We start from the raw sequence: 20,157 nt of genomic DNA, 5'->3' as shown, positions 1-20,157 counted from the left end.
GAGAGCGCAGCGGCGCTGCGTGCGACGAGCGCGGGGCCGCGAGGTGCCGCCCGCCGCGCCAGCGGCTGATGTCACAGCGGCGTCGGGAGCCCGGCATGATCCACACGACACCCCCTAGCCCATCGGGTCCCCCCGGTGCGCCGAACAGCGCGTCATCGCCACCGCTTTGGCGGGACAATGAGCGGGCATACAGCCAGGTGCGGGCAGGAGAGGCGGTGGGCGCGGTGGAGCTTCCCGTGGTCGTCGGGGTCGACGGTTCGGACGCCGCCTCCGACGCGCTGGACTGGGCCGCCGAGATGGCGGCCCGGCGGCGGCTCCCCCTGCGCATCGTGCACGCCTCCCTGTGGGAGCGGTACGAGGGCTACGTGCCCGCGACGGCCGCCGACCGCCCCACCGAGCGCCTGTACAGCGAGACCGTGCTGGCCACCGCCGCCGAGCGGGCCGGGCGGCGCGCCCCGGCGCTGAAGGTGATGACCGACCTCGCGGCCGAGGACGCGGTGACCGCCCTGCTGCGCGCCGGTCAGAGCGCGGAGGCGGTGGTCGTCGGGTCGCGCGGGCGCGGCGAGTTCGCGTCCCTGCTGCTGGGCTCGGTCGGGCTGGGCATCGCGGCCCGGGCGTCCTGCCCGGTGATCGTCGTCCGGGGCCGTCCGGAGGGCGTGCGGGGCCGGATGAACCGCGTCGCGGTGGGCATCGCCGAGCGCGAGCGCCCGGGCGAGCACGACCAGGCCCCGCCCTCCCCCGCCGTCGCCTTCGCGCTCCGGGAGGCCCTGCTGCGCGGCTGCGAGCTGGCGGCGGTGCACGCCTGGCGCTGCGCGGGACCGGAGGACCACGGACCGCACGAGGACCACGCCGGGCACGCCGCCGAGCTGCTGGACGAGGCGCTGGGCGGGGTGACGGAGATGGCGCGGCCGCCCGTCCCCGTGGCCTACCGCGCGGTCGAGGGCCCGGCCCGCAAGGCGCTGCTGGACGCGTCGGACCTCGCCGACCTGCTGGTGGTGGGCGCCCGGCGGCGGCAGGGGCACTTCGGCATGCAGCTGGGCCTGGTCAACCACGCCGTACTGCACCACGCCCGCTGCCCGGTGGCCGTGGTCCCGCAGCCCTGATGGCCCTTCCCTCTCGATACGCTGTGTCTCGCGGCGGCAACGATGGGGGACCAAAGGGGGGAACGGCGTGTCGGGCACAGCGGATCAGGGGCGTCATCCCGCGCTGCCTCAACTCCGGCTGGATCAGCTCCTGGACGAACTGCAGGCGCGGCTGGACGCCGCGCGGGCCACGCAGGGGCGGATGCACAGCCTGCTGGAGGCCGTGCTCAGCGTGGGCCGTGAGCTGGACCTGGAGCAGGTGCTGCGGCGGATCGTGGAGGCGGCGGTGCTGCTGGCGGACGCGGAGTACGGGGCGCTGGGCGTGGTCGACCGGCACCGGCTCTCGCAGTTCCTGCCGGTGGGCATAGCGGAGGATCTCGCGCACCGGATCGGCCCGCTGCCGAGCGGCCACGGCCTGCTGGGCGAGCTGATCCGCCATCCGCAGCCGCTGCGGCTGACCGATCTGTCCGAGCATCCGGCGAGCCAAGGCTTCCCGGCGCACCATCCGCCGATGCGCTCGTTCCTGGGGGTGCCGATCCGGGTCCGGGACCAGGTGTTCGGCAATCTGTATCTCACGGAGAAGCGCGGTGGCGCGCAGTTCGACCCCGATGACGAGGCGGTGCTGACCACCTTGTCGGTCGCCGCCGGGGTGGCCATCGACAACGCCCGGCTGTACCACGAGAGCCGCCGCCGGGAGCAGTGGCTGGAGGCGCTGGGGGTGATCACGCGCACGCTGCTGGCGGGCACTCCGGCGGCCGAGGTGCTGAGCCTGATCGCCCGGCTGGCCCTCCAGGTCTCGCTGGCCGATTCGGCGGCCATCCTGCTGCCCGCTCCGGGCACGGACAGCCTGATGGTGGAGGTCGCCGAGGGGCATGACGCGGAGCGCATCAGCAGTCTGGTGGTGCCCTCCGACGGCTCGCTGGCCGGTCTCGCGGTGCGCACCGGGCGGCCCGCGGTGGCGAGCGACGTACGGACCGACTCCCGGGCGCGGGCCTGGCCGCTGCCGGACCAGGAGAGCGAGTTCGGCCCGCTGGTGGCCGTACCGCTGGTCGCCCACGAGCGGTCCACCGGGGCGCTGCGGCTGTGCCGGCTGGCGGGGCGGCCCGCGTTCGACGACCACGAGGTGGAGCTGCTGTCGGGCTTCGCCGCGCAGGCGGCGCTCGCGCTCGAACTGGCCCGGCACCGTGCCGAGTCCGAGCATCTGGCGCTGCTGCACGACCGCGACCGGATCGCCCGTGACCTGCACGATCTGGCGATCCAGCGGCTGTTCGCGACGGGGCTGACGCTGCAGAGCGCGAGCCGGCTGATCGAGCATCCGGAGGCGGGTGAGCGGGTCGGCCGGGCGGTGGACGACCTGGACGAGACGATCAAGATCATCCGTTCGACGATCTTCGCGCTGCGGGCGGTCGGGGACGAGGACGGTGAACCGGCCACCCTGCGCCGGCGGCTGGTGAAGGCTGTGCGGTCGGCGTCGGACATCCTGGGCTTCACGCCGTCCCTGCTGATGGACGGGCCGGTCGACACCGACGTGCCGGACGAGACCGGCGATCAGGCGCTGGCGGTACTCGCCGAGGCGCTGAGCAACACCGTCCGGCACGCGCACGCCCAGCGGGTTGACGTACGGTTCACGGTCGGCGCGGATGTCGTTCTCACCGTCACCGACAATGGGGTGGGCATCGGCGGCGCGGCCCCCAGCGGCGGGCTGGTCAACATGCGGTCACGGGCCGAGCTGCTGGGCGGCACGCTGAGCATCGAGGCGCCCGAGGCGGGCGGCACCCGGGTGGTGTGGCGCGTGCCACGGGCCGCGCCCGGCCCCGCGGGTGCGGCGAATGGGTTCAGCCCGTGATATGGCTCTCTCTTCACCGAATTCGCGCATATCCGGCCTGCCATGCGGTATCCACGAACGGGGAAGGGGGTTGTCGAAAGACGTGCGGATGATACGAATGATCAAGGGCTTGTGGCGTTGGCGGCGTAACCCGCTGCGCCGTAGGACCGATGTCGCGGAGGCGTACGCGGCGCTGGTCGCCGCGGTGCTGATCGTGCTCGCGGCCCCGGCCACGGGCTGGGCGGCGGGTTCCCTGGCGCATGGGGCGCTGGAGAGAACCGCGCAGGAGCAGCGCGCCGAGCGCCATGTCGTGACGGCGACCGTGACCAAGGTGCTGCCGCAGCCACCCATCGACTCCGACCCCGAGACCGCCTCCGCGCGTGACGCCCACCGCCGGGTCCTCGCCGGCTGGACGGGCCCGGACGGCAGCAGGCACCAGGGCACGCTCGGCGCCCACCCGGGCGCCGACGCGGGCGAGACGTTCCGTATCTGGACGGACGACCAGGGCCGTCTGAGGAGCCGTCCGCTGGACTCGGCCACCACGACCACCCACGCGGTGCTGGCCGGGATCGGCGCGGGCGCGGCGACGGCCGGGCTGGTCGACGGCGTGCGGCGGCTGGTCGTATGGCGGCTGGTGCGCCGGCGGTACGCCCAGTGGGACATCGCGTGGGCGCGGGCCGGTCAGGACTGGGGCCGAGCCGACGCGGACAGCTGACGCCGGACAGTACGGTGGAGCCGGGCATCGTCCCGGCTCGCGCCGTGTCACCACAACACCTCGTGCGCCGGGCCTTCCGGGCAGGTCAACTCCGCGTGCCATGCGCACGCTACGGTGGGGCCTTCACGTGAACAGCGGCACAGTCGCGCACATCCGGCATACGCACGAGGTGGGGGCACAGCAGCACCATGGCACAGGGCTCGGTCGTCCAGGTGACGCACAGCGGAACGTCGCGGTGGCGGCGCCGCACCGGAGAGTACGCCTCCCTCGCCGCGGCCCTGGAGGCCGCCGGGGACGGTGACGTGCTCTCCATCTCGCCCGGCACCTACCGCGAGAATCTGGTGGTGGGGCGGGCCGTCACCCTGCGCGGCCCCGAGGGCTCCTCCCGCGGCTCGGTGCGGATCGCACCCGCCGACGGCGTCGCGCTGACGATACGCGCGTCCGCGGTGGTCCAGGATCTGCATGTCGAGGGCATGGACTCGGCGTCGCCCGCGCTGCTGGTCGAGGAGGGCACCCCGGAGCTGACGGACGTACGGGTCGCGACCCGCTCCGCCGTCGGCATCGAGGTGCGCGGAGGCGCCCGGCCGACCGTGCGGCGCTGCACCGTGGACAACCCGGCGGGCGTGGGCCTGAGTGTGCTGGACGGCGCGGGCGGGGTGTTCGAGGAGTGCGAGGTGATGGCGGCCGGGCAGTCCGGGGTCGCGGTGCGCGGCGGCGCCCGCCCGCGCCTGGAGCGGTGCCGGATCCACCACTCCTCGGGCGCCGGGGTCACCCTCACCGGCGAGGGCAGCTCGCTGGAGGCCGTCGGCTGCGAGGTGTACGAGATCCGGGGCGCCGGGGTGACGGTCTCCGCGCGGGCGACCGGGCACCTCACGGACTGCCGGGTGCACCGCACGACGGGCGACGGCGTCAACCTGGACACCGACGCCGTGCTCACGCTCGCGGACTGCGAGATCCACGACGTCCCGGAGAACGCGGTCGACCTGCGGTCCCGTTCGGTGCTGACGCTGACCCGCTCGACGGTGCGCCGGTTCGGGCGCAACGGCCTGTCGGTGTGGGACCCGGGCACCCGGGTGGACGCCAACCAGTGTGAGCTGCACGAGAGCACGGGCGACTATCCGGCCGTGTGGGTGAGCGACGGCGCCACGGCCGTGCTCGACTCGTGCCGGGTGCGGGACGTGCCGGACGCGCTGTTCGTGCTGGACCGCGGCTCGCGCGTGGACGTCGTCGACAGCGATCTGTCGCAGGTGCGCAACACGGCGGTGTCGGTGAGCGACGGGGCGACCGCGCAGCTGGACGACTGCCGGATCCGGGAGGCGGCCACCGGCGCCTGGTTCCGCGATCATGGCAGCGGCGGCACCCTGGCGAACTGCACCATCGACGGCGCCTCGACCGGGGTGATCGTCACCAAGGGCGCCGATCCGACGGTCGAGCGCACCACGGTCTCCTCGCCGACGGAGGCCGGGTTCTATGTGTCCGCCGAGGGCCGCGGCACCTTCACCGGCTGCCGGGTGACGGGCAGCAGCGGCTACGGCTTCCACATCATCGACGGCTGCCGCACCACCCTGACCCGGTGCCGCACCGAGCGGTGCGCGCGCGGCGGTTACGAGTTCTCCGAGGCGGGCCCGGCCGTCGAGGACTGCACGAGCGACGAGAGCGCCACCACCGCCGTCACCACCCCGGCGACCGCCCCCGCCCTCCCGGCGCCCGCCGTGGAGACCGCCGCCTCGACGGGCGGGCTGCTGGGCGGCATCCCGGCGCAGCGCGCCACCCAGCCCCCGGCCGTGACGGCCGGGTCGGGCGCTCCCGCCGAGCCGGTGTCGGTGCGGCCCTCCACGACGGTGCTGGGCGAACTGGACGCGCTGGTGGGGCTGGAGAGCGTCAAGCGCGAGGTGCGCGCCCTCACCGACATGATCGAGGTCGGCCGGCGGCGTCAGGAGGCCGGGCTGAAGGCCGCCTCGGTCCGCCGCCACCTGGTCTTCACCGGCTCTCCCGGCACCGGCAAGACGACGGTCGCCCGGCTCTACGGCGAGATCCTGGCCTCCCTGGGGGTGCTGGAGCGCGGCCACCTGGTGGAGGTCTCCCGGGTGGATCTGGTCGGCGAGCACATCGGCTCGACGGCGATCCGCACCCAGGAGGCGTTCGACCGGGCGCGCGGCGGGGTGCTGTTCATCGACGAGGCGTACGCGCTCTCGCCCGAGGACTCCGGCCGGGACTTCGGGCGCGAGGCGATCGACACCCTGGTGAAGCTGATGGAGGACCACCGGGACTCGGTGGTGGTCATCGTCGCCGGGTACACCGCGGAGATGGAGCGCTTCCTGTCCGTCAACCCCGGGGTGGCGTCCCGCTTCTCCCGCACCATCACCTTCGGGGACTACGCGCCCGAGGAGCTGCTGCGGATCGTGGAGCAGCAGGCCGACGACCAGGAGTACCGGATCGGCGAGGGCGCCTCGGAGGCGCTGCTGAAGTACTTCACGGCGCTCCCGAAGGGCCCGGCGTTCGGCAACGGCCGCACCGCCCGGCAGACCTTCGAGGCGATGGTGGAGCGGCACGCGGGCCGGGTCGCCCAGCTGAGCGACCCGACCACCGATGACCTCACCCTGCTCTACCCGGAGGATCTGCCCGAACTGCTCTGAGCGGGTGCCGTGTCGCCGTGGGCCGGTCCGGAATCGCTCCGGGCCGGTTGCGGTACGGCCGCGCAGCCGCAGGGCGTCCCCTCCGGGATCCGGGCGAGCAGTTCGGCCCGCTCCCGGTCGAAGGCCGGGTCCGCCTGGTACTCGGAGTGCCCCAGGATCGGTGCGGGCAGCGGGTGTTCGGCGGTGCGGCCGTAGGCGAGCGGGTCCTTGAAGGCGTCGCAGTCCACCTCGGGCCCGGTGCCGTCGGGCAGCCGGATCGGGCCGCCGATGGGGTCGGTGTAGCGCCACAGGTTGCGCCAGCACCGCACCTCGCCGTGGAGCGAGCGGAGTTGGGCGGGGCCGAAGTAGGCGGGGAACCAGCGTCCGTACAGCCGCTCCAGCGGTGAGCCGTAGGTGAGCAGCGCGATCTGGGCGCGGGTGCGCAGGTCGACCTGCCAGACCGCGGCGGCGGCCAGCACGCTGCCCTGGGAGTGCCCGGAGATGACGAGGCGGCCGCCGTAGGTGCGGGTCCAGGTCTCCATCCGCCAGGTCAGGTCGGGGACGGCGCGCTCGGCGTAGCAGGGCGGGGCGAAGGGGTGCGCGGCGCGCGGCCAGAAGGTGCCGACGTCCCACAGGATGCCGATGGTGCGCCGGGCGGACGGGCTGCGGTAGGCGCGGCGGGCCCAGGTGACCAGCATCAGGACGGCGAAGCCCATCATCCAGGAGCCGAGCGCCTGTGCGGTCTGGGTGGCCGCGTCCACGATGCTCGGGGTGTCGTCGGCGGCCCGCCCCGGCACCTCGTTGGTGGCCAGGGCCCCGGCGACCGCGAGTCCCCCGAGCAGCAAGGTGAGCAGGGCGACGGGGCCGACGAGCCAGGGGGCGGAGTCGGTGAGCCCGGCGCGGGCGATCGTGCCGGCGATCCGGCGGGTGCGGACCGCGTCGGCCGTTTCGCCCGGATAGCTGTCCAGGATGTGGGGGATGAGGCGTTCGCGGATCCGCCAGGCCCGCAGGGCGAAGATCACGGCCAGCAGCAGGATCATCAGCAGTAACACCGGTATGGCCGTGGCCCACCAGGACAGCAGGATGGGGGGCGCGATGGTGCCGCCCTCGCCCGGGGTGGCGCCGCCGTCCAGCCAGTCGGCGATGCGCTGTGCGACGCCGCCCGCGAGCACCGAGCCGAGTCCGCAGGCGAGCATGGCGACGGTGGGCCCGGCCAGCCCGCGCAGCGGGGTGCGCGGGCTGGGTCCCTCCCGGTACAGGACCAGGGCGCACACCGCGATGGCCACGATGAGCGCGCCCTGCGCGATCGCGATCACGGAGAACGTCTGGTCCCCGGGGAGCCTTCCCTGGGAGACCCAGCGGGGGCGGGACCAGCCCGCGTACAGCAGGGCGAGCACCAGCACGCCGAGCGCGGCGCCGGGCAGCGCGGTGATGGTGAGGCGGTCCAGTTCGCTGTCGGTTTTGGTCTCGCTGCGGCCGCGCCGGCACACCACGTACACCACCACGCAGCCACCGGCCACCACCAGGGTCAGCAGCGTCCGGCCCAGGGCGGCCGACGTGGCGCTGCCGCCCGCTCCGCGGTCGTACCCGGCGGTGGCCGCGGTGACGGCCGCGGCGATCGTCAGGAATCCGGCGGCGGTGTGGGCGGCGCGCAGCCGGGCGACGATCCGGCGGCCGTACCAGAAGCCCGGCAGGCACAGCGCGGGGCGGTTTTCCGACTCGGGGCAGGTCTCGTCCACCGGCAGCTCCAGCGGTGCCTGCGACTCGTACGCGCTCCAGGTGCGGTTGGACAGGTACCACAGCAGGCCGACCAGGGCCGCCGGTACGACGGCGGTGAGGGCGAGCCGGCGGCCGGGCTGGCTCCACCAGCCGTCGTCCCCGGCGGACAGGAAGCCGAGCCAGGTGCCGTCGGAGCAGTCGGGCGCGCCCGCGCACTGCCAGGCGACCAGGTCGAGGGCGACCTCGCAGGCCCCGGCGATCAGCAGCACGGTCAGGCTGAGCGCGACCAGGCGCACCAGCAGGCCGTAGGTGCGCACGGTCCGCTCCCGCCGGTCGGCCGCGGGGCGCATCCAGTGCGCCAGGTTGACGACCATGAAGGGCAGCAGGAGCAGCCACAGGGCGCGGGCGCCGTTGCCGGAGGTGAGGTTGGACCAGACGTACGCCTCGCGGACCGGGGCGTCCCGGTAGTCGTCCGGGCGGGACTCGGCGTCCATGTCGTCGATGCGCCGGTAGACCGCGGCGGTCTCGTCGCCGGTGAGCGGGGTGGTGCGCGGATCGCTCAGCATCTCCTGGGGGGTGGCGCCGCCGACGCCGTGGACGAGCAGCTCCAGATCGGGGGGCGGTCCGCTGTCCGGGGGCGGCGGCGACACCCCCAGCGTCCGCTCCACCCCCGCTGCCGATGCCCTGGTACCCGTTTTCGATGCCACCGTGTCCCCCGATCCCGGTGTCCGTGCGGTCGTTCCGTCCCGGTGTTCGCTCCAGGATTGTGCCCAGCGGGGCGGGACCAGGACCATGACAGGCCGGGCGTGGCGAAATCGTAACCCCCGGTCCTCCGGGGACCGGCTGTCCCTCCCTCGTGCGAAGATGGCCGCGCGGGCGACACGCGCCGACCGGAAGGGAACGGGCAGGGTGAGCGACAACCAGAACCTCCTCGCCGAGCAGCGGCGCGCCCTGATCCTCGACGAGGTCAGAAGGCGCGGTGGAGTGCGGGTCAACGAGCTGACGCGCAAGCTCAACGTGTCGGACATGACGGTCCGTCGCGATCTGGACGCGCTGGCCCGGATGGGCGTGGTGGAGAAGGTGCACGGCGGCGCGGTGCCGGTCGCCGAGGCGAGCACGTACGAGCCGGGGTTCGAGGCCAAGTCCGGTCTGGAGCTGAGCGCCAAGGAGGACATCGCGAAGGCCGCCGCCGCGATGGCCGCGCCGGGCACGGCGATCGGGCTGGCCGGGGGTACGACGGCGTTCGCGCTGGCCCAGCAGCTGCTGGAGGTGCCCGATCTGACGGTGGTGACCAACTCGGTCCGGGTGGCGGACGTGTTCTACACCGCGCAGCGGTCGGCGGCGCTCGGCGGGGCGGCGCCGCGCCCCGGGGCGGCCACCGTGGTGCTCACGGGCGGGGTGCGCACCCCGTCGGACACGCTGGTGGGGCCGGTCGCGGACGCCGCGGTGCGCTCGCTCCACTTCGATGTGCTCTTCCTCGGGGTGCACGGCATATCGGTCGAGGCCGGGCTGTCCACGCCGAACCTGGCGGAGGCGGAGACCAATCGCCACTTCGTACGGTCCGCGCGGCGGGTGGTGGTGGTCGCCGACCACACCAAGTGGGGCACGGTGGGACTGAGTTCGTTCGCCTCGCTGGACCAGGTGGACGCGCTGGTGACGGACCCGGGGCTGCCGGCCGGGGCGCGTGCCGAGATCGCCGAGTATCTGCCGGAGCTGGTGGTGGCGGGCGAGCCGGCCGAGGCCGCGTCGGAGCTCTGACGCCGGCGGGGCGCACATCTGACGGAGCGACAGATGTGCGGCTATCGTTGGCCTCATGGCATACCGGTTGCGTTCCGTGGGGCTGGACTACACCGAAACCGCCCCGGTCCGACTCGCGTTCGTCGCCGAGGCGTCGGCGCCGCCCGATGCGGTGTTCGGGGCGCTGGCCGACGTCGAGGGCTGGCCCCGCTGGTTCCGCCAGGTGTCCGACGCCCGCCCGACGGCCGACGGGACGGGCCGGGAGATCCGGCTCATGGCCGGCACCCGGTTCCGCGAGACGATCATGGCGACGGACCCGTGCGAGCGGTACGCGTACCGGATCGACGAGACGAACGTGCCGGGGCTGCGGGCGCTGCTGGAGGAGTGGCGGCTGGTGCCGTGGCACTCCGGCACGGTGGTGCGCTACACGTTCGCGCTGGACGGCACGGCGGTGACCCGGGCCGCGGCGCGGGCCTTCCGCCCGGCGCTGCGGCGGGCGTTCCACGACGCGGTCCGGTGCCTGGACCGGCGCCTGACGACGGCGGTCTGAGGCGCCTTCATGCGATGAGCTGGCCCGGCCAGCGTCCGGTCGTCAGGAAGGCGTCGAGCGCCTTCGCGTGCGGCTCGATGTCCAGTCCCTGCTCCTCCAGCCAGGCGTCCGAGTAGTACTTGTCCAGATACCGCTCCCCCGGGTCGCACAGCAGCGTCACCACGCTCCCCGTGCGCCCCCGCGCCACCATCTCCGCGACGATCTTCAGCGCGCTCCACAGCCCGGTGCCCGTGGACCCGCCCGCCTTGCGGCCGATCGCCCGCTCCAGCGCCCGTACGGCCGCGACGCTCGCCGCGTCCGGGACCTTCATCATCCGGTCGATCGCGCCGGGCACGAAGCTGGGCTCCATCCGGGGACGGCCGATCCCCTCGATACGGGAACCCGACTCGCTGCGCGCGTGGGCGTCGTGGTCCACCCAGCCGTCGAAGAAGCATGAGTTCTCCGGGTCGGCGACGCACACCCGGGTGTCGTACTGCATGTAGTGCACGTAGCGCGCGATGGTCGCGGAGGTGCCGCCGGTGCCCGCCGTGGCGACCACCCAGGCCGGTTCGGGGTAGCGCTCCAGCCGCAGCTGCTGGTAGATCGACTCGGCGATGTTGTTGTTGCCTCGCCAGTCGGTCGCCCTTTCGGCGTAGGTGAACTGGTCCATGTAATGGCCCCCGGACTCACCCGCCAGCCTCATGGACTCCTCGTACATCTTCCGCGGGTCGTCCACGAAATGGCACTGGCCGCCATGGAATTCGATCAGGCGGCACTTTTCCCGGCTCGTCGTGCGCGGCATCACCGCGATGAAGGGGACGCCGATCAGCTTCGCGAAGTACGCCTCGGAGACGGCGGTGGAGCCGCTGGACGCCTCGATGACGGGTTTGCCGGGGCGGATCCAGCCGTTGCAGAGCCCGTAGAGAAACAGTGAGCGGGCGAGCCGGTGCTTGAGGCTCCCTGTGGGGTGGGTGGACTCGTCCTTGAGGCACAGGTCGATCCCCCACCGCTCCGGGAGCGGGAAGCTCAGCAGGTGCGTATCGGCGGAACGCTGCGCGTCGGCCTGCACTTTCCGGACGGCCTCCTTGAGCCAGTTCCGGTAGTCGTGGTCGCTGCGGTCCACGTCAACCGTGTCGACGACCGTCCGCGTCGTACTGTCCACGCCGCTCCTCGTGCTTGTGCCCCGTGCCCGGTCCGAGTGGCATACTCGGTCCGTTTCGATCCTAAATGGACCCCGGTGCGCCCTGGTGCGGCGGCCCGGTCACGGGCACACTGCGCAGCAGGGAGAATGAGGCAGCAGCGCTTGCCAGTCGGAAGCCACCGGGGAGGCGGTCGTGATGGCCGATACCGAGTTCAACGCCAGGGGTGTACGGATCGAGCGGTTCCTGCGCTCGGTCACCCGCGCCGGACAGGTCTCGATCAAGGACGGCAGACTGCAGCTGCTGACCAGCTACGGGCGCGAGATCGACAGCGCCCCGGTGCAGTCGGTCCGGGCGAGCAAACCGTGGTTCGTGGACGGCGACCAGGCCATGGCGACCGTCAACGGGACCCGCTACCGCCTCACCCTCGGCCAGCAGGACCCGGCCAAGCCCTCCGGGTCCGGCGCCGCCAGCCGCTTCCTCGACGCCGTCCGATCCGCCCGGGGGCACGCCCGCAAGGGGTGAGGCGGCCGAGTTGCGCATGCGCGCGGGGGGACCGACCCTGGACGAGCATCAGTATCACTGAGGGTCAACAAGCGGTGACGCTGAGAACCGGCCCACCGGTCGCGCACAGCAGCCACCACTGCTGCACGCGTTCGTCGCCCGCATCTGCATCAGGCTAGCCCCAACTTCTTCAGGGAGTCGCAGCCGTGATCAGTCGTCCTAGCAGGCATTGCACGGTGGAGCTGCAAGCCCTGCCGTCGCGGATCGGTCAGGTCCGCAGAATCGTGTCGGCGCAGTTGCGCTACTGGCATCTGGATCCGCTCATCGACCCGGCCGCACTCGGCGTCACCGAGCTGCTCACCAATGTGCACCGGCATGCCGAGCCGGACAAGCAGTGCACGGTGGAGATCGCCCTCATGCCGGACCGGCTGACGGTCTCGGTCCGCGACCAGGATCCGCGACTGCCCAAGGTCCGCGCATGCGACCCCGTATCCACGCACGGCCGGGGGCTCGCGCTGGTCGCGGCGGTCAGCCAGACCTGGGGGATGCGCGTACGGGACGACGGCGCCGGCAAGGTCGTCTGGTTCACCCTGGCCGTGCCGCAGCCCGCCACCGTGACCGGCTCGCCGTACGCGGCGTACGGAGCCGCCCGCACCGCGCCGCCGCACCGCGCGACCGCCTCGCGCCCGGCGGCGGCCCCCACCCCGGCCTCCGCACCGGCCCCGGTGTCCCCGGTGTCCCCGGTGTCCCCGGTGTCCCCGGTGACCCCCGTGTCCGCACCGGCTCCCGTGGCGGCGCCCGCCCCCGCACCGGCGGCGGCATCCGTATCGGCACCCGCCCCCGCACCGGCGGTGGCACCCGTATCGGCGGCACCGGCCGCACCGCCCGTACGGGAGCGGGCACCGGCCGCCCGATCGGCCGTATCCCACTGAGCGGACGGATCGTCACCGGGCGTCCGGGCCGCCCCGCCCCACGACGGACGGGACGGCCCGGACGTCCGGGCGCTCAGCCGGCGGCGCCCTTGGTGTGACGGCCGAACTGCTCGTCCAGGACGGACAGCCGCCGCCAGTACTCGTCCTCGTCGATCTCACCGGCCGCGAAGCGGCGCCCGAGCACCACGATCGGCGACTGCTCGCCGAGCGCCGGGCGGCCCTGCTGCCAGGGGGCGCGTCCGCGCCACACCGTCCGCCGCAGCAGGAAGATCCCGCCGCCGACGACCAGCGCCCACATCAGGGGGAAGAAGACGATCCACGGGCCGGGACCGGGTCCGTCGGTGAAGCCGTGCGCCAGGGTGTTCATGGTGATCGCGCTCCTCGGTGGTTCCGCAAGGTTCGCCTCCGAGCGTCCCGCCCGGCGGAGCCCGGGTCGTCCTACGGCCGAGGGCAGTTCGTGTCGTCCCCGGGGAGTACGGCGGGTACCGCTACGCCGCGCCCAGCGCCGCCAGCGGGTCGTCCAGCACCGGCTGCCACGCCAGCTCCGCCGCGCCCACCAGGCTGTCGTGGTCCAGCGTGCACGGCAGGATCGGCACGCCCCCGCTCCGCCCCCACAGGCTGCGCTCGGCGACGACCGCCCGCAGCCGCTCCGGGTCGGCCTCCAGCAGTTCGCGGTGGAGTCCGCCGAGGATGATGCGATCGGGGTTGAGGATGTTGACGAGCCCGGCGAGCCCGAGGCCCAGCCGGTCGATGAGCTGCTGGGCGGCGGCCCGCACCGACGGTTCGGCGTAGTCCTCGCGGATCAGGTCGCGCGCCTGCTGGAGCAGGGAGCCCTCGGGGCCGGGGTCGCGCCCGGCGGCGGTGAGGAAGGCGAGCGGGTCGGCCTCGATGTCCAGACAGCCGCGGCTGCCGCAGTGGCAGGGCGGCCCGTCGGGGTTGACGGTCAGATGGCCGACCTCCAGGGCGAGCCCCGCGCTGCCGGTGTGCAGCCGTCCGTCGAGGACCAGCGCGCCGCCGACGCCGCGGTGCCCGGTGGCGACGCACAGCAGGTGCTGGGCGCCGCGCCCTGCGCCGTGCCGGTGTTCGGCGAGGGCGGCGAGGTTGACGTCGTTGCCCGCGTGACCGGTGAGGGGTTCCCCGTCCGCGCCGCGGATGCCCGCCGCGGCGAGGCTCCGGGTGAACAGCTCGCGCACCGGCGCGCCCGCGGGCCAGGCGATGTGCAGCGGGTTCAGCGCGGTGCCCTCCGGTTCGGCGACCGCCGACGGCACCGCGAGACCGGCGCCCACACAGCGGCGGCCGGTCTCGCGCAGCAGCCCGGCTCCGGCCTCGACGACCGCGTCGAGCACGTGCGCCGGGTCGGCGGGCACCGTCATGCGGCCGGGGGCGGTGGCGACGATGGCGCCGCCGAGCCCGACGAGCGCCGCCCGGAAGCCGTCGGCGTGCACCTGGGCGGCGAGCGCGACGGGGCCGCGCGGGGCGATCGCCAGCCGGTGCGACGGGCGGCCCTGCGCCCCCGCCGAGCCGAGCGGACGCGCGTCGACCTCGATCAGGCCGAGCGCCTCCAGCTCGGCGGCGACGGCTCCCGCGGTCGCGCGGGTCACCCCGAGTTCGGTCGTGAGCACCGCGCGGGTGGGCGCGCGGCCGGTGTGTACGAGCGCCAGTGCCGGGCCGAGAGCGCCCCGGCCCCGCTCGAGCCTTGTCCGTGTCTGGGTCACGCCCCTATTCTCACTTTGTGCCGACATCAAACAAAACATGGACGGCCATGACGGGGAAACGCGCCGCCGCCACCCCCGAGCGCGCCCTCTTCCAACTCCGCGCCGCCCTCACCGCGTTGTTCGCCCTCGACGGCTTCGTCTTCGCCGGGTGGGTGGCCCGTATTCCGGCGATCAAGGACCAGACGGGTGCTTCCGCGGGCGCCCTGGGACTCGCCCTGTTGTGCGTGTCGGTGGGTGCCACGGCCACCATGATGGTCACCGGCTGGCTCTGCCGGCGCTTCGGCAGCCACGCCACGACGGTCGCCCTCGCCGTGCTGCTCTCGCTCAGCGTCACCCTGCCGCCACTGACCCGTTCCGCGCTCGCCCTCGGGCTGGTGCTGCTGGTCTTCGGGACCGCTTTCGGCGGTCTCAACGTCTCCATGAACAGCGCGGCCGTTGATCTCATCGCCGCGCTGCGCAGGCCGGTCATGCCCAGCTTCCACGCGGCGTTCAGCCTGGGCGGCATGGCCGGGGCGGGGCTCGGCGGGCTGCTCGCGGACCATCTCTCCCCCACCCGCCATCTGGCGCTGCTGGCCGCCGTCGGGCTGGTGTTCACGGCGGCCGCGGGCCGGACGCTGCTCTCCGTTCCGCCGCCGTCGCCGCCCGAAACCGATACGAGCCCGGCGGCCGAGGCATCCGGCGGAGCGCGGCGGGGGCCCGCGCGCTGGCTGGTCGCCGTGTTCGGCCTGATCGCCCTGTGCACGGCGTACGGCGAGGGGGCGATGGCGGACTGGGCCGCGCTCCATCTGCACCAGGACCTCGACGCGTCCGCCGGGGTCGCCGCCGCCGGTTACTCCGTCTTCGCCCTGACGATGGCCATCGGACGGCTGTCCGGCACGATGCTGCTCGAACGGCTCGGCCAGACCACGACGCTGGCCGCGGGCGGCGCCACGGCGGCGGCCGGGATGCTGCTGGGCGCGCTCGCGCCGACGGTCCGGCTCACCCTGCTCGGCTTCGCGGTGACCGGGCTCGGCCTGGCCAACCTCTTCCCCGTGGCCATCGCCCGGGCGGGCGCGCTGACCGGCCCCAGCGGGGTCGCCGCGGCCTCCACCCTCGGCTACGGCGGCATGCTGCTGGGCCCGCCCATGATCGGCTTCCTCGCCGACTGGTTCTCGCTGCCCGCCGCGCTCACCACGGTCGCGGCGCTGGCGGCGGTCGCGGCCGTCGTCGCGTACGCCACACGCAACGTCGCGCGCCCCGGGGTTGGTTGAATTCCGCCAGGTCACCCCACTTGTCGGTGGCGGCTGGCAGAATTCCGCCATGGAGATTGCCGAGCTGATCGACGTCCTGGACCGTGAGGGACACCTGCTGGCCGACGCCGCGGCCAAGGCGGGCACGGACGCCCGGGTGCCCACCTGCCCCGGGTGGCAGGTCCGTGAGCTGCTGTCGCACATCGGGCGGGTGCACCGGTGGGCGACCCGCTATGTCAGCGAGGGCCTGACGGAGCGGGTTCAGCTGAGTGAGGAGCCGGAGCAGGACGGCGCCGAGCTGGTGGCGTGGTATCGGGAGGGGCATCGGGCGCTGGTCAAGGCGCTGACCGACGCCGATCCGGCCCTGGAGGCCTTCGCCTTCCTGCCCGCCCCCTCGCCGCTGGCGTTCTGGGCCCGGCGGCAGGCCCATGAGACGGCGATCCACCGGGTCGACGCGGAATCGGCGCTGGGGGCCGACCACTCGCCGTTCGACCCGGCCTTCGCGGCGGACGGGATCGATGAGCTGCTGGTCCGCTTCCATGGGATGGAGCGCAGCCGGGTGCGGCTGGACACCCCGCGCACCCTGCGGCTGCGGGCCACCGACACCGACGATGTCTGGACGGTGCGGCTCTCCGAAGAGCCCCCGCACACCACGCGCGGCGCCGAGGGGGACGCGGACTGCGAGCTGACCGGCCCGGTCGGCGAGCTGTATCTCGTCGTGTGGAACCGGCTGCCGTACAGCGCGCTGAGCGGCAAGGGCGATCTGTCGCTGGCGCAGGTGTGGCGGGAGCACTCGCGCGTATGAGCGGAAGGCAGCGAGGTACGCACCACCTTCCGGACCCGACAGAGGACTGATGCCCCATGACCGGACCCCGTAGCCAGGCCGACCGGGACGCGCTCACCGTGGAGATCGTGTTCGCCGTCGTCACGGGCGCGCTGCTGGCGGCGGTCCTGTTCGTCGCCGTCGCCGGCCCCGCGCTCTTCGGCGAGCTGGGGCGGGCCCAGGAGACGGCGTGGCGGACGGCGGCCGCCATCGCGGCCACCGCCGGGTTCGTCTACCGCGTCGTCAGGGTGCTGTGGCTGCCGCCCCGGAGGAAGGGCGGATGACCGGAGACCGGCGGTGGCGCTGTGCGGGGCTGCGCTGGTCCTCCGGCTCCGGCCCCGCGCTCCTGTGGCGCCACCCGGCCCATGGTGAGCGGACGTCGGCGCTGACCCCCGGCCGCCCGCTGGCCTTCACCACCGGGCCCGGCCGCCACTGCACCGGGGTGCGCCGGGGCGCCCGGCACACCCCCTGCCCGGACGACGCCGAGGTGGCCGCGTCGGCCGTCTCGGCGCAGTGCGCGGACTGCGCCCGGCTCGACCGTTCGTACTCGGTCGCCGCCGACACCCACGCCGACGACCCGCGCCCGTACGACGTCTATCTCGCCTGGTTCGGGCCCGGGTTGGTCAAGGTCGGCATCACGGCGGCCGAGCGGCAGGGCGTGCGGCTGCTGGAGCAGGCCGCGCTCTCGTACGCCCTGCTCGGCCGTGGCCCGCTGATGGCCGCGCGGCGCGCGGAGGCCGTGCTGGGCGCCGCGCTCGGCGTCCCGGACCGCTTCCCGTACGCCGCCAAGCGCGCGGCCCGCGAGGCACCGCCGCCCCGGGAGCGCCGCGCCGCCGAGCTCGCGGCGCTGCACGCGCGGGCGGGCGGGCTCGGCGGTCTGCCGGAGTCACTGGCCCTCACCGCCTTCGCGCCGGTCCACCACGACGAGGCGTTCCACCTGGAGCGGCTGCGTCCGGTGCGGGGGGTGATCCGGCTCGCCGCCGATCGCACGGTGGCGGGACGCATCGAGGGCGTGGCGGGCCCGGACATCCATCTGACCGCGCCGGACGGCCGCGCCCTGCTGCTGGACGGCCGTCTGCTGGCGGGCCGTCCGCTCGGCGCGGCCGCGGCGGACGCGGAGACCACGGCCCCGGTGGAGGCTCCGGCGCGGGCGGCCGCGAGCCCCGAGGCGCTGTTCTGACGGGGGCCCGGGTGCGTCGGCCCAGCCATCCCGGGTGCGTCAGCCCAGCCAGCCCGGGCGCACCAGCCCGGACTCATAGGCGAGGACGACGAGCTGGGCGCGGTCGCGCGCGCCCAGTTTGACCATCGTGCGGCTCACATGGGTCTTGGCGGTGAGCGGGCTGACGACCAGCCGCCGCGCGATCTCCTCGTTGGACAGACCGATCCCCACCAGGGCCATCACCTCCCGTTCCCGCTCGGTCAGTTCCGCGAGGACCGAGGCGGGCGCCGGCTCCTTGGAGCGGTGGGCGAACTCGGCGATGAGGCGGCGGGTGACCCCGGGCGACAGCAGCGCGTCGCCGTCGACCACGGCCCGCACGGCGCGCAGCAGTTCCTCCGGCTCGGTGTCCTTGACGAGAAAGCCGGAGGCGCCGCCGCGGATGGCCTCGAAGACGTATTCGTCCAGCTCGAAGGTGGTCAGCATGACCACCTTCACCTCCGCGAGGGCGGGGTCCGCGGTGATCCGGCGGGTCGCGGCGAGGCCGTCGAGGAGGGGCATGCGGATGTCCATGAGCACGACGTCGGGGCGGTGCTCTCGCACCTCCTTCAGCGCCTGCTCCCCGTCGGCGGCCTCGGCGACCACGTCGATGTCCGGCTGGGCGGCGAGCAGTGCCCGGAAGCCCGCGCGGACCAGGATCTGGTCATCGGCGAGCAGGACGCGGATCACTCGGCTCACGGTGTCTCCTCGGTCGCGTCGGAAGCGGCGGGCGCAGCGGACGCATCGGCCTCGGCGGGCTCGGCGCGCGTGGCGGTCGCATCGGCCTCGGCGCGCGTGGCGGTCGCGGCGGTGAGCGGGATGCGGGCCCGCACGCGGAAGCCACCGCCCGGGCGCGGGCCCGCCTCCACCGTGCCGCCGAGGGCCGCGGCGCGCTCGCGCATGCCGACCAGTCCGTTGCCGCCGCCCGTCGCGCCGTCCGCCGTGTCGTCCGTGGTCGCCGGGCCGTCGTCGTCCACCCGCAGCTCCAGCCCGTCCGGGGCGTACGACAACCGGACGCGCGCGGTCCGGGCGCCGGAGTGGCGGACGATGTTGGTCAGGGCCTCCTGGACGATGCGGAACGCGGCCAGGTCCGTGCCCGGCGGCAGGGCGGCCGGTGTGCCCCGCGTCGCCACCTCCACCGTCAGCCCCGCGCCCGCGGCCTGTTCGGTCAGCTCCGGCAGCCGGTCGAGACCGGGGGCGGGCTGGCGCGGCGCGGCGCCGGAGGCCCGCAGGGTGTCCAGGACCTGGCGGACCTCGCCCAGCGCCTCCTTGCTGGCCGCCTTGATGGTGGTCAGCGCGGTGCGGGCCTGTTCGGGGTCCTGGTCGAGGAGGGCGAGGCCGACCCCCGCCTGCACGTTGATGACCGAGATGCTGTGGGCGAGGACGTCATGCAGTTCGCGGGCGATCCGCAGCCGCTCCTCGTCCGCCCGGCGCCGTACCGCCGCGGCCCGCTCCGCCCGCTCGCGGGCCCACTGCTCGCGCCGTACGCGGACGAGTTCGGCCGCGGCGAGCACCACCGCCGCCCAGGCCGCGACCGCCACTTCCTGTCCCCATCCGGCGGGCCGGTCGCCCGGGGGCGGCAGCCAGCGGTAGAGCCAGTGCGCGATGAGCAGCCGCCCCGCCCACAGCGCGCCGACCGCGCACCAGGCCGCCACCCGCTGCCCGGCGGCGATGGCGGCGACGCAGGCGACGACGACGCTGAGGAAGACCGGGCCGTTCGGGCCGCCCGCGGCGAGGTAGCCGAGCGTCACCGCCGAGACGCCGAGGACGGTGAGCCGGGGGTGGCGGTGGCGCAGGAGCAGCAGCGCGGGCCCGGCCAGCAGCAGCGCGTAGAGACCGGGGCCGAGGTCCGCCCGGTCGGGCTGCCGGTGGGCGGCGACCGTCGTGCCCACCAGCTGGATGACGGCGACCGCGAGCGCGGAGCGCCAGGGTACGGCGGTGCGCGGCGGGCCGAACGGCCCCTCGCCCCACGGACCTCCGCGCCACCACCCGCCCGGCCCGCGCCCCGGCCCGCGCTCCGGCCCCCGCTCCCCCGTGAATGCGTGCATACGGGTAACGCTAGACCGGCCATCCGCCTACGGCGTCCCCCGCGCGCGGTGGCCGCCCGTACTCCCGCCGGAGTAGGCCCAGGAGTACGGGCCCGCTAGTGACCTGAGTCGGAGATTCGGTGGCAGTAGGCGGCCACTTTGTCGAGGATCTCGTCGGCTGTCTTCGTCCAGACGAACGGTCGCGGGTGTTCGTTCCAGTCGGCCAGCCATGCCCGGATGTCGCGTTCGAGAGCCTGGACGGAGCGGTGGACGCCGCGCTTGAGCTTCTTCTGCGTGAGTTCGGCGAACCACCGCTCGACCAGGTTCAGCCAGGACGAACTCGTGGGCGTGAAGTGCAGGTGGAAGCGCGG

Annotated in this window: 17 protein-coding genes and 2 pseudogenes; 12 read left to right on the top strand and 7 right to left on the bottom strand. The window is 74.4% G+C overall.

From position 1 onward, the window contains the following. Window positions 1-215: 215 nt before the first annotated feature. From ABZ562_RS39990 to ABZ562_RS39975, 4 genes are all read left to right on the top strand, one after another. On the top strand, window positions 216-1,103 hold the full coding sequence (locus ABZ562_RS39990; RefSeq protein ID WP_361490058.1) for a universal stress protein: 888 nt from the start codon (window positions 216-218) through the stop codon (window positions 1,101-1,103). Window positions 1,104-1,170: 67 nt separating this feature from the next. Further along, window positions 1,171-2,928: a GAF domain-containing protein gene (locus ABZ562_RS39985; protein WP_361490055.1), complete on the top strand. Its 1,758-nt coding sequence runs from the start codon at window positions 1,171-1,173 to the stop codon at window positions 2,926-2,928. Between the two features lie 91 nt (window positions 2,929-3,019). Then, on the top strand, window positions 3,020-3,622 hold the full coding sequence (locus ABZ562_RS39980; RefSeq protein ID WP_361490067.1) for a hypothetical protein: 603 nt from the start codon (window positions 3,020-3,022) through the stop codon (window positions 3,620-3,622). 188 nt (window positions 3,623-3,810) lie between these two features. After that, entirely contained in the window at window positions 3,811-6,258 is a 2,448-nt protein-coding gene (locus tag ABZ562_RS39975; protein WP_361490052.1) for a right-handed parallel beta-helix repeat-containing protein, read from the top strand. Here ABZ562_RS39975 and ABZ562_RS39970 read toward each other — a convergent pair. Next, complete coding sequence (locus ABZ562_RS39970) at window positions 6,228-8,522, bottom strand: hypothetical protein (RefSeq protein WP_361490064.1); 2,295 nt, start codon at window positions 8,520-8,522, stop codon at window positions 6,228-6,230. The two genes, ABZ562_RS39975 and ABZ562_RS39970, sit on opposite strands and share 31 nt — an antisense overlap. A gap of 343 nt (window positions 8,523-8,865) precedes the next feature. On the opposite strand from ABZ562_RS39970, the gene ABZ562_RS39965 reads away from it, so the two are divergent. After that, window positions 8,866-9,714, top strand: a complete 849-nt coding sequence (locus ABZ562_RS39965) for a DeoR/GlpR family DNA-binding transcription regulator (protein WP_361490049.1) — start codon at window positions 8,866-8,868, stop codon at window positions 9,712-9,714. 55 nt (window positions 9,715-9,769) lie between these two features. Further along, window positions 9,770-10,243, top strand: coding sequence for an SRPBCC family protein (locus tag ABZ562_RS39960; protein WP_361490047.1), 474 nt, complete (start codon window positions 9,770-9,772; stop codon window positions 10,241-10,243). A gap of 7 nt (window positions 10,244-10,250) precedes the next feature. Here ABZ562_RS39960 and ABZ562_RS39955 read toward each other — a convergent pair whose 3' ends face one another. Next, complete coding sequence (locus tag ABZ562_RS39955) at window positions 10,251-11,384, bottom strand: PLP-dependent cysteine synthase family protein (protein WP_361490044.1); 1,134 nt, start codon at window positions 11,382-11,384, stop codon at window positions 10,251-10,253. Window positions 11,385-11,559: 175 nt separating this feature from the next. Between ABZ562_RS39955 and ABZ562_RS39950 the strand changes: the two genes are divergently transcribed. Together ABZ562_RS39950 and ABZ562_RS39945 are read left to right on the top strand one after the other, a co-directional pair. After that, window positions 11,560-11,886, top strand: a complete 327-nt coding sequence (locus ABZ562_RS39950; protein ID WP_361490042.1) for a hypothetical protein — start codon at window positions 11,560-11,562, stop codon at window positions 11,884-11,886. A 185-nt stretch (window positions 11,887-12,071) separates the two neighbouring features. Beyond that, window positions 12,072-12,458 (top strand): annotated as a pseudogene (locus ABZ562_RS39945) (ATP-binding protein); the annotation flags it as partial. Window positions 12,459-12,870: 412 nt separating this feature from the next. Here the strand turns inward: ABZ562_RS39945 and ABZ562_RS39940 are convergent. Together ABZ562_RS39940 and ABZ562_RS39935 are read right to left on the bottom strand one after the other, a co-directional pair. After that, the gene (locus tag ABZ562_RS39940; RefSeq protein WP_361490039.1) at window positions 12,871-13,164 is read right to left on the bottom strand and encodes an SHOCT domain-containing protein; all 294 of its coding nucleotides are present in this window, start codon (window positions 13,162-13,164) and stop codon (window positions 12,871-12,873) included. 121 nt (window positions 13,165-13,285) lie between these two features. Next, window positions 13,286-14,512 carry an ROK family protein gene (locus tag ABZ562_RS39935; protein ID WP_361490036.1) on the bottom strand — a complete coding sequence of 409 codons (1,227 nt, stop codon included), beginning with the start codon at window positions 14,510-14,512 and terminating at the stop codon, window positions 13,286-13,288. 47 nt (window positions 14,513-14,559) lie between these two features. Between ABZ562_RS39935 and ABZ562_RS39930 the strand changes: the two genes are divergently transcribed. From ABZ562_RS39930 to ABZ562_RS39915, 4 genes are read left to right on the top strand one after another with little or no spacing between them, the layout of a single operon-like run. After that, window positions 14,560-15,762: an MFS transporter gene (locus ABZ562_RS39930; protein WP_361490034.1), complete on the top strand. Its 1,203-nt coding sequence runs from the start codon at window positions 14,560-14,562 to the stop codon at window positions 15,760-15,762. Window positions 15,763-15,811: 49 nt separating this feature from the next. Continuing rightward, window positions 15,812-16,546: a maleylpyruvate isomerase family mycothiol-dependent enzyme gene (locus ABZ562_RS39925; RefSeq protein WP_361490032.1), complete on the top strand. Its 735-nt coding sequence runs from the start codon at window positions 15,812-15,814 to the stop codon at window positions 16,544-16,546. A 56-nt stretch (window positions 16,547-16,602) separates the two neighbouring features. Then, on the top strand, window positions 16,603-16,848 hold the full coding sequence (locus ABZ562_RS39920) for a DUF6332 family protein (protein WP_361490030.1): 246 nt from the start codon (window positions 16,603-16,605) through the stop codon (window positions 16,846-16,848). After that, window positions 16,845-17,744 (top strand): DUF2797 domain-containing protein, encoded by a 900-nt coding sequence (locus tag ABZ562_RS39915; protein WP_361490028.1) that lies wholly within the window; start codon window positions 16,845-16,847, stop codon window positions 17,742-17,744. Before ABZ562_RS39920 ends, ABZ562_RS39915 begins: the two co-directional genes overlap by 4 nt. Before the next feature lie 39 nt (window positions 17,745-17,783). Here ABZ562_RS39915 and ABZ562_RS39910 read toward each other — a convergent pair whose 3' ends face one another. From ABZ562_RS39910 to ABZ562_RS39900, 3 genes and pseudogenes are all read right to left on the bottom strand, one after another. Next, complete coding sequence (locus ABZ562_RS39910) at window positions 17,784-18,449, bottom strand: response regulator transcription factor (RefSeq protein WP_361490061.1); 666 nt, start codon at window positions 18,447-18,449, stop codon at window positions 17,784-17,786. Window positions 18,450-18,454: 5 nt separating this feature from the next. Continuing rightward, the gene (locus ABZ562_RS39905) at window positions 18,455-19,807 is read right to left on the bottom strand and encodes a sensor histidine kinase (protein ID WP_361490025.1); all 1,353 of its coding nucleotides are present in this window, start codon (window positions 19,805-19,807) and stop codon (window positions 18,455-18,457) included. 95 nt (window positions 19,808-19,902) lie between these two features. After that, window positions 19,903-20,157 (bottom strand): annotated as a pseudogene (locus tag ABZ562_RS39900) (IS630 family transposase); the annotation flags it as partial.

The organism is Streptomyces sp. NPDC019937, assembly GCF_040631655.1.
Taxonomy (GTDB): domain Bacteria; phylum Actinomycetota; class Actinomycetes; order Streptomycetales; family Streptomycetaceae; genus Streptomyces.
This window is presented reverse-complemented; position numbering and strand designations above follow the sequence as displayed.